17 protein-coding genes and 3 tRNA genes are annotated in these 17712 nt (G+C 47.8%); 19 read left to right on the forward strand and 1 reads right to left on the reverse strand.

Going from position 1 to position 17712, the window contains the following annotated elements; all coding sequences use genetic code 11:
• The first annotated feature begins 68 nt into the window (after nt 1-68).
• The 19 genes from AKJ31_RS02455 to AKJ31_RS02545 all read left to right on the forward strand — a co-directional run bounded on the left by AKJ31_RS02455 (nt 69) and on the right by AKJ31_RS02545 (nt 16655).
• Nucleotides 69-1280, forward strand: coding sequence for a thiolase family protein (locus tag AKJ31_RS02455; RefSeq protein WP_053407500.1), 1212 nt, complete (start codon nt 69-71; stop codon nt 1278-1280).
• A 20-nt stretch (nt 1281-1300) separates the two neighbouring features.
• Nucleotides 1301-2794, forward strand: coding sequence for a CoA-acylating methylmalonate-semialdehyde dehydrogenase (locus AKJ31_RS02460; RefSeq protein WP_053407501.1), 1494 nt, complete (start codon nt 1301-1303; stop codon nt 2792-2794).
• 8 nt (nt 2795-2802) lie between these two features.
• Nucleotides 2803-3957, forward strand: coding sequence for an acyl-CoA dehydrogenase family protein (locus AKJ31_RS02465; RefSeq protein WP_053407502.1), 1155 nt, complete (start codon nt 2803-2805; stop codon nt 3955-3957).
• 11 nt (nt 3958-3968) lie between these two features.
• Nucleotides 3969-4763 (forward strand): enoyl-CoA hydratase, encoded by a 795-nt coding sequence (locus AKJ31_RS02470; RefSeq protein WP_053407503.1) that lies wholly within the window; start codon nt 3969-3971, stop codon nt 4761-4763.
• 15 nt (nt 4764-4778) lie between these two features.
• The gene (locus AKJ31_RS02475) at nt 4779-5912 is read left to right on the forward strand and encodes an enoyl-CoA hydratase/isomerase family protein (protein WP_157052298.1); all 1134 of its coding nucleotides are present in this window, start codon (nt 4779-4781) and stop codon (nt 5910-5912) included.
• A 26-nt stretch (nt 5913-5938) separates the two neighbouring features.
• Nucleotides 5939-6841 (forward strand): 3-hydroxyisobutyrate dehydrogenase, encoded by a 903-nt coding sequence (gene mmsB / locus AKJ31_RS02480; protein ID WP_053407505.1) that lies wholly within the window; start codon nt 5939-5941, stop codon nt 6839-6841.
• A 19-nt stretch (nt 6842-6860) separates the two neighbouring features.
• Nucleotides 6861-7619, forward strand: a complete 759-nt coding sequence (locus AKJ31_RS02485) for an SDR family oxidoreductase (RefSeq protein WP_053407506.1) — start codon at nt 6861-6863, stop codon at nt 7617-7619.
• Nucleotides 7620-7702: 83 nt separating this feature from the next.
• Nucleotides 7703-8047 (forward strand): HopJ type III effector protein, encoded by a 345-nt coding sequence (locus tag AKJ31_RS02490; protein ID WP_053407507.1) that lies wholly within the window; start codon nt 7703-7705, stop codon nt 8045-8047.
• 44 nt (nt 8048-8091) lie between these two features.
• Complete coding sequence (locus AKJ31_RS02495) at nt 8092-8448, forward strand: MmcQ/YjbR family DNA-binding protein (RefSeq protein WP_053407508.1); 357 nt, start codon at nt 8092-8094, stop codon at nt 8446-8448.
• 165 nt (nt 8449-8613) lie between these two features.
• Nucleotides 8614-8687: transfer RNA gene (locus AKJ31_RS02500), tRNA-Cys, on the forward strand.
• Nucleotides 8688-8750: 63 nt separating this feature from the next.
• A tRNA-Leu gene (locus AKJ31_RS02505) sits at nt 8751-8837 on the forward strand.
• A 26-nt stretch (nt 8838-8863) separates the two neighbouring features.
• Nucleotides 8864-8937 (forward strand) — tRNA-Cys (locus AKJ31_RS02510).
• 129 nt (nt 8938-9066) lie between these two features.
• Nucleotides 9067-10431: an NfeD family protein gene (locus tag AKJ31_RS02515; RefSeq protein WP_053407509.1), complete on the forward strand. Its 1365-nt coding sequence runs from the start codon at nt 9067-9069 to the stop codon at nt 10429-10431.
• On the forward strand, nt 10424-11227 hold the full coding sequence (locus tag AKJ31_RS02520) for a slipin family protein (protein WP_053407510.1): 804 nt from the start codon (nt 10424-10426) through the stop codon (nt 11225-11227). Before AKJ31_RS02515 ends, AKJ31_RS02520 begins: the two co-directional genes overlap by 8 nt.
• 91 nt (nt 11228-11318) lie before the next feature.
• Entirely contained in the window at nt 11319-12848 is a 1530-nt protein-coding gene (locus tag AKJ31_RS02525) for an ABC transporter substrate-binding protein (protein ID WP_053407511.1), read from the forward strand.
• A complete protein-coding gene (locus tag AKJ31_RS02530; protein ID WP_053407512.1) occupies nt 12841-13788 on the forward strand; it encodes an ABC transporter permease in 948 nt (315 codons plus the stop codon). Before AKJ31_RS02525 ends, AKJ31_RS02530 begins: the two co-directional genes overlap by 8 nt.
• A complete protein-coding gene (locus AKJ31_RS02535) occupies nt 13785-14573 on the forward strand; it encodes an ABC transporter permease (RefSeq protein ID WP_053407513.1) in 789 nt (262 codons plus the stop codon). The genes AKJ31_RS02530 and AKJ31_RS02535 overlap by 4 nt, the downstream gene beginning before the upstream one ends.
• Entirely contained in the window at nt 14570-16015 is a 1446-nt protein-coding gene (locus AKJ31_RS02540; RefSeq protein WP_053407514.1) for an ABC transporter ATP-binding protein, read from the forward strand. Before AKJ31_RS02535 ends, AKJ31_RS02540 begins: the two co-directional genes overlap by 4 nt.
• Nucleotides 16016-16217: 202 nt before the next feature.
• Entirely contained in the window at nt 16218-16655 is a 438-nt protein-coding gene (locus AKJ31_RS02545; protein ID WP_053407515.1) for a DoxX family protein, read from the forward strand.
• Between the two features lie 76 nt (nt 16656-16731).
• On the opposite strand, the gene AKJ31_RS02550 is transcribed toward AKJ31_RS02545, so the two are convergent.
• The gene (locus tag AKJ31_RS02550) at nt 16732-17595 is read right to left on the reverse strand and encodes a mechanosensitive ion channel family protein (RefSeq protein ID WP_053407516.1); all 864 of its coding nucleotides are present in this window, start codon (nt 17593-17595) and stop codon (nt 16732-16734) included.
• Nucleotides 17596-17712 lie beyond the last annotated feature (117 nt).

A 17712-nucleotide genomic window follows, 5' to 3' on the forward strand; every position in this document is an offset into this window, starting at 1 on the left:
GTCATCGCCTGACATCAGTAGGAGAGCAGAACAAAAGAGCTGTTGTCATTCTGTATGAGGTTTATGTCATGCAAGACAAAGATATCTGGATTGTTGCCGCGAAACGTACGCCAATCGGGCGTTTTCAAGGATTATTGTCTGAGCTTTCTGCGCCGCAATTGGGTTCAGCGGCGATTAAAGCGACCTTAGAAGCGTCCGGCCTTTCTGCAAAATGTGTCGACGAAGTGTACATGGGTTGCGTGTTGCCAGCAGGGTGCGGGCAAGCACCTGCACGCCAAGCCTCGTTAGGTGCAGGGCTACCCGACTTTGTTGGGTGTACAACGGTAAACAAGGTGTGTGGCTCGGGCATGAAGTCGGTGATGTTGGTGAGTGATTTAATCCAAGCCGGAACCTTTCAGTGCGCGATTGCTGGTGGCATGGAAAGTATGACCAACGCGCCATACCTGCTTAAAGAAGCCCGCAGCGGAATGCGTATGGGCCATAAAACGACGTATGACCATATGTTTCTTGATGGCTTGCAAGACGCTTATGAAGGCGAGTTGATGGGCGTTTATGGTCAGCAGATTGCCGACAAACTCGGTTTTACCCGTGAGCAAATGGATGAATGGGCGAGTATGTCGGTGCAACGAGCATTAGAAGCGCAAAACCGCAATCTATTTGCCGAAGAATTGGCCTCACTTGAGTTATCAAACGGCGAATCACTCGATTACGATGAGATCCCGCGCTCAGTCGATATCAACAAAATTCCCCACTTACGAGCCGCATTCGCCAAAGACGGCTCTGTGACCGCGGCAAACTCCAGTGCTATCGCTGATGGTGCGGCTGCGCTGTTACTCATGTCTGCAGAATACGCTCAGCACCACGGTTTGAAGCCACTAGCTATCATCAAAGGCCATACTACTCACGCCCGAACGCCCGCTGAATTTACGCTCGCCCCGGTTTATGCCGTGGAGCAGCTGCTTTCGGACTTAGATTGGACGCTGGATGAGATTGATCTTTGGGAGATCAACGAAGCCTTCGCTGTTGTTGCACAAATTGCGGTGAAACATCTGGGGCTGGAGAGTGAAAAGGTCAACGTCAAAGGTGGCGCTTGTGCGCTAGGTCACCCGATTGGGGCAAGTGGCGCGAGAATATTGGTCACATTGATTCACAGTTTAAGGCAACTGCAGGCGTTAGGTGTGGATGGCGTGGCTGAGAACAAACGCAGAGTGCGAGGCATTGCTTCACTGTGTATTGGTGGCGGTGAGGCAACCGCAATGGGTATTGAAATTCCGGTATGAGAAGAAAGAAGGAAATCACTATGACGCAGTCAGTTCCACTGTATATCGATGGCGAGTTCTGTCAGTCGAAAAGCGACCAATGGATTGAAGTGACCAATCCTGCGACCAACCAATCTATTGCTCAATTGCCGTGTGCAACGGACGAGGAAATGGAGCGAGCGATAAACAGTGCAACGCAGGCATTTGTCAGTTGGAAGCAGGTTGCAGTTTCTGACCGAGCGCGTGTGATGTTCAAGTATCAGCATTTACTCAAAGAGCACCATGATGAATTGGCGCAGTTACTGTCTCAAGAGACAGGTAAAATCACTTTGGACGCCAAAGGGGACGTTTGGCGTGGAATCGAAGTAGTAGAACAAGCGGCCAATATCGCCTCAAACATGATGGGAGAGACGGTCGAAAACGTCGCATCCGATATCGATACTTACTCACTGATTCAGCCGCTGGGTGTGTGCTGTGGTATTACACCGTTTAACTTTCCTGCGATGATTCCTTTGTGGATGTTCCCACTCGCGATTGCCGCGGGCAATACCTTTGTACTGAAACCATCGGAGCAAGTGCCGCTGACCTCGATGCGTTTAGCGGAGCTATTTGAGCAAGCAGGCGCACCTAAAGGAGTGTTACAGGTAGTGCATGGTGGTAAGTCGCAGGTGGATTTTCTTCTCGAGCATTCTGCGATTCGCGCCGTCTCATTTGTCGGCTCTGTACCTGTCGCGCAGTACATCTATCATCGTGGCACTAGTTACAACAAGCGAGTTCAGGCGTTTGCCGGGGCAAAAAATCATATGGTTGTCATGCCAGATGCCAACAAAAATCAAGTCATAAGTAATCTGGTTGGCTCATCGGTTGGTGCTGCAGGCCAACGCTGTATGGCAATTTCTGTTGCGGTGTTTGTCGGTAGCGCGAAAGAGTGGATCAGTGATCTCCAAGTTGAAATGGCCAAAATGAAGCCTGGAGCGTGGAACGACGAAGGCGCGGCGTATGGTCCGCTGATCAGCCAGCAAGCCAAAGAGCGAGTGCTTAGCTTGATTGAAGAGGGTAAAGCACAAGGAGCAGTATGTGAGCTTGATGGTAGCCAATGTCAGGTCGATGGACTGCCAGATGGTAACTGGGTTGGCCCGACACTGTTTAGCGGGGTAACGACGGATATGTCGATTTACCAACAAGAGATCTTTGGCCCTGTCTTGGTATGTTTGGAAGTGGAGACACTTGAGGAAGCGATCGCGCTTATCAATAACAATCCTTATGGCAACGGAACCTCCATTTTTACCGCGAATGGGGCAGCAGCGCGTAAATATCAACATGAAATTCAGGTAGGGCAAGTGGGGATTAATGTGCCGATTCCGGTGCCTTTACCATTCTTTTCATTTACGGGTTGGCGAGGCAGTTTCTACGGCGATTTACACGCCTATGGTAAGCAGGCTGTGCGCTTTTACACCGAAACTAAAACCGTCACCGCTCGCTGGTTTGAAGATGACATTCCAACCGGACCAAACCTGAGTATCCATTTGCGATAGGAGGTTGTATGGACTTTGAATTGACCGAAGACCAACGCGCCTTTGCGGAAGCTGCTAGCCAGTTTGCCAAAGAGCAGCTTGCGCCAATGGCAGCAGAATGGGATGAAAAGCAAATCTTTCCTACCCAAGTGCTTCAACAAGCGGGAGAGATGGGCTTTCTCAGTCTGTATACGCCTCAAGAGCGGGGCGGACTGGGATTAGGACGCTTAGACGCTTCCATCGTATTTGAGCAGTTGGCGATGGGGTGCACTTCTACCACGGCGTTTATGACTATCCACAATATGGTGACATGGATGATTGCCAGCTTTGCAACCGAAGATGTGAAACAACAATACTGCCCTAAGTTGACTTGTGGAGAGTGGTTAGGTTCGTATTGTTTGACTGAGCCAAACGCAGGTTCAGACGCGGCATCTTTGACGACCACAGCGGTAAAACAAGGTGATAAGTACCTTTTAAACGGATCTAAAACATTCATCTCGGGTGCCGGTGATACGCAAGTTTTAGTAGTGATGGCACGTACCCAAGACGACGGTGCAAAAGGCATTTCTGCTTTCGTTGTCCCAGCCGATACTCAAGGTATCAGTTATGGGCGCAAAGAACCCAAGCTGGGCTGGAACAGCCAACCAACCCGCTCAATTACCTTTGAAAATGTCGAAATCCCTGCCAATCATTTACTTGGTGTAGAAGGCCAAGGGTTTACCTTTGCGATGAAAGGGCTCGATGGTGGGCGAATCAATATCGCGACTTGCTCAGTCGGAACGGCGCAGCAAGCGTTAAACCAAGCCACACAGTATGTTCAAGAGCGCAAGCAGTTTGGTCAGCCACTCGCGCAGTTTCAAGCGCTGCAGTTTAAGTTAGCGGACATGGCCACTGAACTGGTTGCAGCAAGGCAGTTAGTGCGATTAGCTGCCAGTAAACTTGATAAGCAATCACCGGATGCGACCGCGTATTGCGCGATGGCGAAACGATTTGCCACCGATGTGGGCTTTGCCGTTTGTGACCAAGCGCTCCAGCTTTATGGCGGCTATGGTTATATCAAGGAGTATCCGTTGGAGCGGTATTTCCGTGATGTGCGCGTTCATCAAATATTGGAAGGCACTAATGAAATCATGCGTTTAATTATTGCACGCCGACTCTTGGCCGAAGGATCAGAACTACTCTAAAGGAATGCACTATGTCGAGTAATCAAACTGTCAGTTGTGGCATTGACTACGTGATAGAAAACCATGTTGCGACGCTCACTATGAATAACCCGCCAGCCAATACATGGACAGCAGAAAGCTTACGGTATCTTAAACAGCTTATCGGCGAGTTGAACGCCAACAAAGAAGTTTACGCGTTGGTCATTACAGGCCAAGGCGACAAGTTTTTCTCCGCTGGTGCTGAGTTAAAGCTATTTGCTTCAGGCGATAAACAAGTTGCGGTCGATATGGCGCGTATTTTCGGCGAAGCCTTTGAGGCATTGTCCGGTTTTAGAGGGGTATCGATAGCCGCCATTAATGGCTATGCGATGGGCGGCGGGCTGGAAGTCGCTTTGGCGTGTGATATCCGAATTGCAGAGCAGCAAGCAATAATGGCACTGCCGGAAGCGAAAGTGGGTTTATTGCCATGTGCTGGCGGTACGCAAAATCTGACCGCGTTAGTTGGCGAAGGCTGGGCGAAGCGCATCATCCTATGCGGCGAACAGATGAGTGCAGAGCGAGCGCGGGATATCGGCTTGGTTGAAGAGGTCGTTGAACAAGGTAGCGCATTGCAAAGTGCAATCACATTAGCAGAGTCTGTCGCCAATCAATCACCGAGCTCTGTGAGTGCGTGTAAGACGCTGATCCAAAACGCTCGCACCCATCCAATTGCCTTCGGGTTAGTGAAAGAGCGTGAACTGTTTGTTCAGCTGTTTGATACCGAAGACCAAAAAGAGGGGGTTAACGCCTTTCTCGAAAAGCGCCAACCGCAATGGAAGAATCAATAGGCATAAGGAGAGATCATCATGGGGACCGTTCATTTTTCAGAGCTACCCTGTAGCGACAGCGAACACAAAATTGGCGTGGCACGATTAGATAATGCTTCGTCATTGAACGCGTTAACCGTCAACATGCTCCAACTGCTGAAGGACAAACTAGAACAGTGGCAAGACGATGACAATATCGTTTGTGTGTTGCTGGAAGGGGAAGGGCAAAAAGCCTTTTGCGCGGGTGGTGACGTTCGAACCATGCACGATGTAATGCGCGATAAATCTGAGTCGGAAACCGTCGAATACTGTAGACACTTCTTTGCTGTTGAGTACGAGTGCGATTACCTCATCCATACCTACTACAAACCGATTATTGCCTGGGGTGAAGGGATCGTTATGGGCGGGGGTATGGGACTTTATATGGGTTCTAGCCACAAAGTCGTTACGCCTTCTTCGCGCCTAGCGATGCCCGAAATTGGTATCGGATTGTACCCCGACGTCGGCGGTACTTGGTTTATGAACCGACTTGACCAAGGCATAGGGCTATTCCTTGGTATTACGGGCGTGATCGTAAATGCGAGTGATGCGATAGCGACACATCTCGCTGATCACATGGTTTTGCCGGAACATAAGCCTACGTTGCTAGAGCAGTTACAAATAGCGGAGTGGGAAAGCGTTGAAGACGCTTATGAGGTCGTCACCGAGCTTCTGGAAGGTTTTGCCGAAGAAGTGGAAAGCGGCGCCAAACCAGAGCCGCAACTGCTGCCATTATTTGACCGTATCCAGCAAGCTTGTGAGGGTGACAGTGTTATCCAAGTCGTAGACAACATCTTAGCAATCGAAGCGCAGAGCCAATGGTTAGACAGCGCTAAACACAATCTCAAAACAGGCAGTCCAATCACCGCTCATATCTGTTATCGCCAGATTAGGGACTATCACGATATTTCGCTGGCGGACTGCTTCAGGCTTGAACTGTCCTTGTCGGTGAAATGTGCGCTATTGGGTGAGTTTCAAGAAGGTGTGCGAGCGAAGCTAGTCGATAAGGACGGCAACGCACGTTGGAAGTTTGCCACGGTAGCAGACGTAGATGAAACGTTAATCGACGAGCTGTTTACTTCGTTCTGGAGCGAAGATAAACATCCGCTATCACAGCTAGGGCATTACTAGCACTGATCGACAAGGGAAGCATCACGATGAGTACAATTGCATTTATTGGGTTAGGAAACATGGGCGCGCCAATGGCGGAAAACCTTTTGAAAGCGGGTTTTAGTGTTCAAGTGTTTGATTTAGTCAAAGAAGCCGTCGACCAGTTAGCGGATAAAGGCGCCGTTGCAAGCGATTCTATCGAGCAAGCCGTCAAGGGTGCGCAAACTGTGATTACCATGCTACCGGCGGGAGAGCACGTCAGAGCGGTTTATCTGGGCGACCATAGTGGCGGCGTTGGACTGCTTAACCTGATAGAAGAGAATACGTTTCTGATTGATTCTTCAACTATCGACCCAGAATCTGCCCGCATTGTTGCAGCGCAAGCCGCGAGCAAAGGGTTTGAGTTTGTAGACTCGCCAGTGTCAGGCGGTGTAGCGGGTGCGAAAGCCGGGACGTTAACTTTTATCGTGGGTGGGACAGACAGTGCGTTCAGCAAAGCAGAGCAGATCCTCAAACACATGGGCAAAAACATTTTCCACGCGGGAAAAGCAGGCGATGGGCAGATGGGCAAAATCTGCAATAACCTGATGTTGGGTATTTTGATGTCCGGTACGTGTGAAGCGCTCAATCTGGGTATTGATAACGGGCTGGATCCGAAAGTGCTCTCAAACATCATGTTGCAAAGCTCCGGTAGAAACTGGGCGTTGGAGTTATACAACCCATGTCCAGGCGTGATGGACAATGCGCCTGCCAGTAACCAATTTCAGCCGGGTTTTATGAGTAAACTAATGCTGAAAGATTTAGGCTTGGGGCTGGATGCCGCGGCGAAAAGTCAATCCTCGGTACCGATGGGCGCATTAGCTCGCAATCTTTATGCATTCCATAACGCGAACGGGAATGAGGAACTCGATTTCTCTAGTCTGTTTGAATTCTATCAATCGAAGAAATAATTAGCCTAGGAGCAAAGCGATGGACTTAAAACAAAGCGTGATTGCGATAACTGGCGCGGCTCAGGGTTTAGGCCAAATGATGGCGATCACTTTAGCGCATGAAGGCGCTGAGCTCGCGTTGCTCGACGTGAACGAGCAAGCGTTGCAAGACACCCAAAAGCAGTGCCATATGATGGGGGTGAAAGCGCTTTGCTATGCAGTCGATGTTACTGACGAGCAGCAAGTGGAGCAAGTTTTTGCGGATGTCGTTGCTGACTTCGGCCAATTAGATGGACTAATCAACAACGCTGGGATCTTGCGCGACGGACTGCTGGTTAAAGTCGATGGCGGATTAGTCAGCAAGATGTCGCTTGAGCAGTTTAACGCTGTGATTAACGTTAACCTAACCGGCACGTTTCTCTGCGGCCGAGAAGCTGCCGTCCAAATGATCAACACCAAACGTAAAGGGGTTATCATCAATATTTCCAGTGTCGCGCGCGCAGGTAATATCGGTCAGACCAATTACGCAGCGTCTAAAGCTGCGGTAGCGACATTAGCGGCGACTTGGGGCAAAGAGCTCGCCCGTTATGGTATTCGTGCGGCTGCTATTGCGCCGGGAGTGATCAAAACCGCGATGGCCGATCAAATGAAACCCGAAGCCATCGAACGCTTACAGAAGATGATTCCATTAGGAAGATTAGGTAAAGCGTCTGAAATTGCCGATACCGCGAAGTTCATTTTTGAAAACGACTACATCACCGCACGCGTCTTTGAAGTTGATGGTGGGATTCATTTTTAGCGTACTTTTCTGTTAGTAGGTCTTTTGATCAGAGAATCAATGTCATAGACTGATTCCACTAATTTGAACAGAGACCACGACAAATGGAATTGAACACTTTTCTTCAGCAACTTAAATCTAACCCTCAAGCGATCGAATTTGCTCAAACTATCGCAACAATCGACGCTAACTACGATTTCACGCCAACGGCTTTTACCAATGGTGAAACCGCCAATGAAGCAAATCAAAATAACGGTTCGTGCAAGATCTTCGCGTTTGCTAAGCTGAACGAACTAACGCCGCAGGAAACATTGGCATGCTTCGGTGCTTTTTATCGTGATGATGTGTTAGGCAACCCTCAAGGAGACGACCACGCCAACATTCGTAATTTCATCCAGTTTGGCTGGGACGGAGTTAAGTTTGAAGGTCAGGCATTAGCGGTTAAATAAGAGTACGTGAATCGCCAAAAATCTCGATAAGCTGGGAGCTCAAAATGACGAACAAAGAACTGGAAGAATATCTAGAGACATTTTTAGGTGCGGAGTCTGGCTTTCCTTTTGGACCAGAAGCGTTGGTGTTTAAGGTCAAAGGGAAGATGTTCGCCATTTTGGCTCAGAGAGACGGGCGCGAGTACGTGACGTTAAAAGTGAAGCCGGAAGACGGCGAAGTGCTGACTTCTCAATTTGCGGATATCACTCCTGGTTATCACACCAACAAACGTCATTGGATCACGGTGTACTACCCAGGTGATGTTGATGACAGCCTTGTTCGTGACCTTTCTGAGCAATCTTACAAGCTGGTGGCGAGTAAGTTGCCCAAGTATGAACGCGTTTCGTTGGGGCTTGCATAACGCTTTGCATGTACAAAAATTGGCAATTTAGATCAAACAAACGTCTAATTGGTCTAATTCTCAGCAAACGAATAAATATTTAAGTTTTTTGTTTGACTCTCACCGCTCAATCCGTAAAGTATGCAGCGAACGCAGCGGTGGGTAACCTAAAGCGTTGAAAGGAAAGGCGCGTTGGCAGAGTGGCTATGCAGCGGATTGCAAATCCGTGGACCTCGGTTCGACTCCGGGACGCGCCTCCATTCTTTCCTCAAAATTTTAGATGGTGTTTATCGCATTAAACGGCATCACAAAGAAATTTGTGTGCCCTGGTGGTGGAATTGGTAGACACAAGGGATTTAAAATCCCTCGGCGTTCGCGCTGTGCCGGTTCAAGTCCGGCCCGGGGCACCATCTCATACGAGAAAACAATTTGGTACGGCGCGTTGGCAGAGTGGCTATGCAGCGGATTGCAAATCCGTGGACCTCGGTTCGACTCCGGGACGCGCCTCCATTCTTTACAAAGAACCAGCCTCTACGGCTGGTTTTTTCGTTTCTAGCGTCTAACTTCATTTCTATTACTTCAATCCGCAAACCTCAAATTCAACTACACTTATAACTAGATCCTAAGCCGGAACAAGTTATGTATCGTCGGGTGATGGTAGGGCTGATCTTCAGCCTACTGAGCTATCTTGCACTGGCGACGGCTGAGCCGATAGATGTAAATAAGGCGTCTTCCCCAACCGTTCCAGTTATCTCCATCAGTGGGGCTATTGGTCCTGCTGTAGGGGATTATGTGATTAAAGAACTGCAACGTGCCAACTCCATCGGCCATTCTCCGGCACTCATTATTTCTATTGATACCCCAGGTGGTTTAAGTTCAAGCCTGCGTGACATCAATCAACACATTCTTGTTTCTAAAATTCCCGTTTTGTGTTTGGTCTATCCGCCCGGAGCGCGCGCAGCTAGCGCCGGGACATACATTCTTTATGCCTGTCATGTCGCTGCAATGTCGACCGCGACTACATTAGGAGCAGCAACACCTGTTCAGATTGGTGGCGGTGGTGTGGCACCCAGTAGTGAGAAAGAGGATAAACCAAGTGAGCCTAGTGCAATGGAAAAGAAAATCCTCAACGATTCCATTGCCTATATTCGCTCTTTGGCGCAATTACGTGGGCGCAATGTTGAATGGGCAGAAGAAGCGGTTCGTGAAGCGGCTACGTTGTCAGCCAACGAAGCCTTGGCGCTCAATGTGATCAACGTAATGGCGGAATCTCCCCAAGATTTGCTGAATCAACTCGATGGTTTTGTTACCAAAGTTGAAAACCAAGATGTGGTATTGAATCTCGCCAGCGCTCAGTTAGAGCCACGCGAGCCAGACCTGCGCAATAAGTTTCTCGCGACCATTACGGATCCCAATGTGGCCTACATCCTAATGATGATTGGCGTGTACGGACTGTTGCTTGAGTTCTACAGCCCAAGTTTTGGTGTTGCGGGCGTCACTGGGGCGATTTCTCTACTGATCGCTTTATATGCGTTCCAGTTATTACCTGTTAATTACGTTGGGCTCGGTTTGATGTTGCTCGGAATCGCACTGTTTATCGCTGAATCCTTGATCCCCAGCTTCGGCATTCTTGGCGCGGGTGGGATCGTTGCCTTTGTGCTCGGCTCGGTGTTTTTAATTGATAGTGAACTCCCTGAGTTGAGAGTTTCAATGTCGCTGATTTACGCCATTGCCTTTGCATCGGCTGCGTTAATTCTGTTTGTACTCAAAACGCTGATGAAGTTGCGTCACAAACAAGTGGTAAGTGGCGAAGAAGCCCTAATTGGCACTGAAGCTGTGGTGTTGAATGATTTCAATCATCGCGGTTTTGTTCATGTTGACGGAGAACGCTGGGAAGCGAGATGTGATGCTCCGGTAAGTAAAGGTGAAAAAGTCAGTATTGAAGAGATTGATGGGCTAACACTAAAGGTAAAAAAAGCACCAAGGAGTGAAGACAATGCCTGAAATTCCAGTAAACACAGAACTGCTAACACCGATATTAATCGTGGTGTTGGTGGTGGTCGTCGCTGTTCGTTTGTTTCGCATTTTACGTGAGTATGAACGCGGCGTGATTTTCTTCTTGGGTCGATTTCAAAAGGTAAAAGGTCCGGGTCTGATCATCGTTATCCCGCTGATTCAACAAATGGTGCGTGTTGATTTACGTACCGTAGTGATGGATGTACCAAGCCAAGATGTGATAAGCCGTGACAACGTATCTGTCAGAGTCAACGCAGTGATTTACTTTCGTGTTATTGATGCTCAAAAGGCAATCATTAACGTGGAAAACTATTTACAAGCGACGTCACAGCTCGCCCAGACGACATTGCGTTCGGTTCTTGGTCAGCATGAACTTGACGAAATGCTCGCAAACCGAGAAATGCTTAACACCGATATCCAAGAAATTTTGGATTCCAGAACCGACGGTTGGGGAATAAAGGTGTCGAATGTCGAGATTAAACATGTCGACCTAAATGAATCGATGGTACGAGCGATCGCACGCCAAGCGGAAGCGGAAAGGTCACGTCGAGCGAAAGTGATTCACGCTTCGGGTGAGATGGAAGCATCAGAAAAACTGGTCGAGGCGGCAAATCGATTAGCCGAAGAACCAAACGCAATCATGCTGCGCTATCTACAAACGTTAACGGAAATTGCGGCAGAAAAAAGCTCGACGATACTATTCCCAATGCCAACGTCAATGATGGAAGGGCTGTTTAAAACCGTAGAGAGGCACGAACAACATAAAGACAAACACGATCAATAAACAATAACAATTCTTGTTTAACTTTGGTTGTGACTGGAGTAATTGTTATGTTATAACATAACCGTTATTCAAGTCAGGACTACTACATTTCATGAAGAAAATCATTTTTGCGGCGATCGCGATGATCGCCGTTTATCTTGTTTGGAGTATTAACTCCGCCAAACCAACAAATAACACGCTTACTATTTCTGGCCCGTTTGAGTTTCACGGTACGGACATGGCTAAAGATGGTCATATCTACAGTCGATTAGGGGTCACTCAGTCTCTTACGCAACTTAAAACAACTGGCGAAGTCGTCCCGCTGCTGGCAGAGCGTTGGAGTGTCGACGAAAACGGCACGCGTTGGCAGTTCGAGATCCGTCAAGGTGTCAAATTCCATGATGGACAATCGTTGAGCGCGAAAGATGTGGCCGCGTCGTTACTGCGCGCTAAGATCATGCCGGGCGTGTTTGCCAAAGTGCCAGTAAAAGCAATCAATGCCCAAGGGCAAAATTTGGAGATTGTACTTGAGACACCTTACTTGCCGCTGCTTAACACGCTCGCTCACTTTAGCTTGGGTGTGCTTTCTGCAGACTCTTTTGATAGCGAAGGTAATATTGTCCAATTTAATGCTACTGGCCCGTATCAAGTCGTAGAGCTAGTCGCACCGCACAAAGTCTCTTTGACGCGATTCAATGATTACTGGGGCAATAAAGCCAGCATTGAGAAAGTGGAATACTTAGCGGGACACCGCTCTGAAAGCCGAGCGTTGCAAGTGCAAAGTGGCCAAACCGACATTGCTTATACCATTGATGCGATCAGTAAGCAGAATCTTGAGAATACCGACAACGTTGCAGTGCAAAGCGTCAACCTACCGAGAACGGTGCTGCTGAAAGTCAATAATCACCACCCTTATCTTTCTGATTCGAAAGCAAGGCAAGCCATTAGTTTAGCGATAAACCGTGAAGGGATCGCAAGCAATGTGTTGTATGCGCCGGGTAGTGAAGCGTATCAGTTGTTTAGTTCGTCTCAGAACGAATGGCATGTTGACCAACATAAGCCGAAACGAAATCTTGAGTTATCTCGCCAGCTACTTACCGAACTGGGCTGGAGAAAAGGCGATAATGGTATATTGCAACGTGAAGGTAAGCCGTTCAAACTCACTTTGGTAACCTACTCTGACCGACCAGAATTACCGATGATCGCGACAGCACTGCAAAATCAATTGTTGGATATCGGCGTTCAGATCGAGGTGAGTATCGATAATTCAAGTGTGATTCCTGCGGGCCATCACGACAATACACTAGAGCTTGCTTTAATCGCGCGAAATTTTGGTATGACAGGCAGTCCGCTTCCAGTGTTATACAAAGACTTTACCAATAAGAAAGGTAGCGATTGGGGCCATATGAACTGGCACTCTGAACAACTGCAGAACGACCTAACCAAGTTAGTGTCAGTATCAGATCCTGCGCAGCAGCATCAATTAACTCAGAGTATCGCTACGGTGCTTGCTCAAGAGCTGCCAGTTATTCCGATTGTTTATAGCAGTCAGCATGTTGCGTACAACAAATCACTAACAGGTTTGGTTGTCGACCCGTTTGAAATTGATTACCGATTGTCGGAGCTCTCTTTCAATGATTAACATGCTCCTCAAGCGATTATTGCAAGCCGGCTTTGTGGCTTGGGCGGTGGGCAGTCTTACCTTTTTGATGATGAGACTACTCCCCGGCGATATCGCTTATCGTATCGCTGCAGGTCGCTATGGTTACGATTTTGTCGATTTAGACGCAGCTCAGTTAGTTTCATCAGAGTTAGGGTTTGATCGCTCGCCGTTTGAACAATATATCGCGTGGATGTGGGACTTACTGCATCTCAACTTGGGCAACTCTCTGGTGAGTGGCGAACCCGTAGTTGAATCGGTGGTACACCATTTAGGTTACTCCGTCGCTTTGGCACTGTGCGCGATAGCGATTTCGTTACTCATTGCGTTTCCGGTTGGCGTTCATTGTGGTAAGTACCCCGGTGGTTGGCTTGACCGATTGTCTGTGTCGCTATCTGTATTTCTGCGTTCGGCGCCCGTATTTGTGGTTGGTCTGGTACTGATCATTTTGTTTGCGCTGCATCTAGGCTGGTTTCCAGTTTCGGGATTTGGCCGACCAGAACATATTGTGTTGCCAAGTATCGCACTCGCATTGACCTTAGCTGCACTTTCTAATCGGATGATTAAAAACGAAGCTTACGGCGTATTTCGTTCGACTTATTATCGTTTCGCTCGCTATAAAGGACTGAGTGAGTCGCGTGCGTATGAAAGACATGCACGTTTAAACATCGCTTTGCCGATCATTGCCTTTTTAGGCGTACAAACCGTCGGGCTGATTGAAGGGATTGTGATGATAGAGTCACTGTTCTCTTGGCCTGGAATTGGTCACGCACTCACGCACGCGATATTTGCCCGCGATATACCTGTGATTCAAGGTGCGGCGCTCATGATGGGATTGATGTTTGTTTTTATCAATACCGCAGTGGATGTGTGCCATTACGTGTTTGACCCAAGAGTCAGACAAGAGAGGGTGGTTTTATGAGCTTTTCCAAACGCTATTTTGTTAGCACCTCGATTATCGCTTTATTAGTCTGCTTCTCGTTGTTTGTGAAATTGGGATTGAATGCTGATCCCGCGACACAGAATTTAGACAACGCTTTTGCAACACCATCTTTCATTGAGCCACTTGGTACCGATCAATACGGTCGCAGCAATGCCGCTCGTTTGGCCGATGCGATTAGCAACTCGCTACTAATCGCCGTTTCCAGCGTTGTGATCGCGGTGTCGGTCGCATTGGTCAGTGGTGTCTACGCGGGCTGGTTTGGTGGTTGGTTTGATCGCATCTGTTCGGTACTCGTCAATATGGTGATGGCATTACCGGGTTTGGTGCTGGTGCTGTTGTTTGGTGCGCTGATTCCCGGTTCGTTTTCGTTTTTGTTACTCGGCATCGCTTTAACCATGTGGGCTGAGTTGTTTCGCGTGATTCGCAGCAGAACGCAAAAGCTATGCAAATCGCCTGAGTTTGAAAATTCACGTCTGCTTGGTTTTGGGCGCATTTATCGCTTTCGCATGCATTTGTGGCCATACCTAAAAGCTGATGTGTTTACCTTGGCTTGTTTTGGCGCAGGAAACGCCATCCTAGCTCTGGCTTCATTGGGTTTCCTTTATGTTGGGTTGCGTCCACCGCAAGCGGAGCTCGGAATGATGATGGTGGAGCTGTTCAGGTATTACCAAGTGGCTCCTTGGGTTTTAGTCCAGCCCGTTATTACCCTGATGTTGCTGATATTTAGCTTTTACTCGTTAGCCAAAGGAAGGGAATTAAAATGACGGTATTAAACCTTGGTGCATTGCAGGTAAACAAAGGTACGCAGTGCGTTGTCGAGCCACTTTCGCTGTCATTAGATAAAGGTGAGTCGATCACAATTCTTGGTGAGACTGGGTCAGGCAAAAGCTTGTTTGCTAAAGCGATACTCGGCGATCTACCGGCAGGGTTTCGTTCGGAAGGCGCTATCCTGCTGAACGGGCGACGCATCGATAACTTAAATTGCAATCAACGACAAAGTTTATGGGGCAAGCACATTGCGGTATTGCCACAAGAACCAATGCTGGCGTTGAGTCCGTTAATGAAAGTAGGTGAACAGGTCAATGAAGTGTTTCGCTGGGTTGTCGGACTAAACAAACAGACGGCGTTAAACAATACTCATAAAACACTTGCCAATCTTTCACTTGAGCAAGCTGCAGTCAAATATCCAGTTGAGATATCTGGCGGTATGGCGCAGCGTAGCGCGTTTGCGTGCGCGCAAGCTGCGGGTGGAGAGTTATTAATCGCGGATGAGCCGACGAAAGGATTGGACAAACAGAGCAAGCAACAAGTTATTGACGCGCTGCAGGAACATAAACAGCGGCACGCGCTAATTACAATTACACACGATCTGGATGTTGCCCGTGCATTAGGCGGCAAAGTGTACGTGTTGTTGAAAGGTCGCTGGGTGGCATGCAATAAAACGTTCGATGAATGGGAAAATGATCACAGTGATGACTATTCGCAATCATTGATTCGTTCAAGTCGTTACTGGGAACGATCCGTTGCCAATTGTGATTCAGAAGTGCTGTTGGAGCTAAACAAGCTTGAAGTTGGTTATGGTGGTAAATCGCTATTTAAACCGCTTTCATTCTCAATCCGGCAAGGTGAAGTCGTCGGCTTTGCTGGGCCAAGTGGTTGTGGAAAATCTACGCTCGCTGACGTGTTGCTCGGTCTAAAACGTCCTCAAAGTGGCGAAGTACGTTCTTATGTGGCATTTGGTTCTGCAGAGCGACTTAAGCTATACCAAGACCCTCCACAGTCGTTTGCGTCGAGTGTGTCGTTAAGAAAGCAGCTTAATGATGTATGTCAGCTTCATAGTATTGAACCTTGGCAAATTGACCGCTTGGCAGATGAGCTAAAAATCTCGCCTGAGGTCTTAGAGCGTTCAGCGGAACACGTATCTGGCGGTGAGTTGCAACGCGTTGCGATTTTGCGAGTGTTGTTATTAAAGCCAAAGCTGTTAGTTGCGGATGAGCCAACCACGCGCTTGGACCCACACATCGCGAGAGACACTCTAAATCTGATCATCAATAGCGCAAAATCCGTAGGCTGTGCTCTGGTTTTGATTAGTCATAACGAAGATGAACTTCAGGCTTACTGTCACAAAGTAGTGCGCTTTAATAACCAAGGAGAAGAAGAGCAGAGTGAAGTGACTTTACAACAAGCATTTGTTTCTCTTGGTTAATTTTAGGGCGAGATGATGGCTTTTCATTATCACTAGTTTTTGATCTTAACGGCGGATGTTATCTTGTTCGAAAATTTTGAATGTCTATATCGGGTTTTGTCGATTTTTAATCTTGGCCAAACCACCTAAACTTTATTTCAACGCATGAGAGGCAACAAATTAGACTTTTCATTGCTTGTTTGAAAATTTTGAGGATATAGACATGAACGCATTAATCAAGAAATTAGCAGAATCAAAAGCAGGATACGAAACACTTGCACTACGTTTTCCAATTGGCATTATTTTTATGGCGCACGGTGCACAGAAGTTGTTTGGTTGGTTTGGCGGCTATGGCTTGGAAGGTACAGGTCAATGGATGGCGTCAATCGGCTTAGGTCCTGGTGTTGTGATGGCATTCTTAGCGGGCAGTGCTGAGTTCTTTGGTGGTTTGTTTATTCTTCTTGGTTTACTGACTCGTCCAGCCGCAGTTGCGTTGTCATTCACTATGTTAGTGGCGATTTTCTCGGTGCATTTTGCTAACGGTTTGTTCATGGCAAACAACGGTTATGAGTTTGGTTTAGCCTTGCTAGCTGCGAGTGTGTCACTGGCTATCTCTGGTGCTGGTAAGTTCTCTCTAGACAGCAAGATTGCGAGCAAATAACAACTGCTGAAGCTGTTAAAGTTAAAGCACAGGAGCCGTGATCACTCGCGGTTCCTGTGTTTTTGCATAGAGTAATTTAGGACTTGCTGCGAACGATATGAATCGCGCCATCCAAATGCACATCACGCTGTGGAAAGGCGATTTCGATGCCGTGTTGTTTGAATACTTCGTCAATCTCAAATCGGATTAGACTGCTTACTTTACGTATTCCACCATCTGCCTTTGAGTTAATCCAAAAATAGGACTCGAACACCAACGCATTGTCACCGAAGTCTTGAAAGAACACTTCAGCCGCCGGGCTAGGGAGCACTTGCTCTTGCTTAGCGGTTATCTCTTGCATCAGTTTAGCAACTAGCTTTACGTCACTGCCATAAGCGACGCCAACGCTGACTGAGCCTCTGACTAACTTATCTCTTAGTGTCCAGTTGACGACAGTGTTTTCGAGTAGTTTGCTGTTTGGTATCAGCATATGAACGCCGTCAACGCGCCGGATTCGGGTTGAGCGCGTATTAATTTGCTCAACTGTGCCTTTTGCACCGTCAATTTCCAGAAAATCGCCCAGACGAATGGGTTTCTCCCCAATAAGAATCCAACCACTAATAAAATTGTTGATGATGTTCTGTGCGCCAAAACCAAAACCAATCGCGATTGCACCCGAGAGAAAAGCAAAGGCGGTAATAGGTATGTTGATCATGGATAGTGAGGTAAGAAAAATAACCGCTAGCGATAGCACGAACAAAATTCGCTCTACTAAATGGATCAGGTTCGGGTCTTTACCTGCTTTTGAAAGGCGTGAAGAGATGGTTTTGATCACCACTCTAGATAACCAAAGGCTGAGGATTATCCATGTTGGTATCATTAATACAGCCCACACGGTGATAGGGCGTTCATTAAAGGTAAACAACGTCATTTCAAGAACGGCGATGATTTGCTCAAGCATTGAAGTAACTCCATTTCAATCTATGCATGAAAATCGTCTTGTCGCGGCATCGAGAGGGAAAATTTTCAGTGAATCAGTCGATTATGGCGAAGTGTAGACACTTATAAGTATGGAAAA

The sequence above is a fragment of the Vibrio hepatarius genome (genome assembly GCF_001274785.1).
GTDB lineage: Bacteria > Pseudomonadota > Gammaproteobacteria > Enterobacterales > Vibrionaceae > Vibrio > Vibrio hepatarius.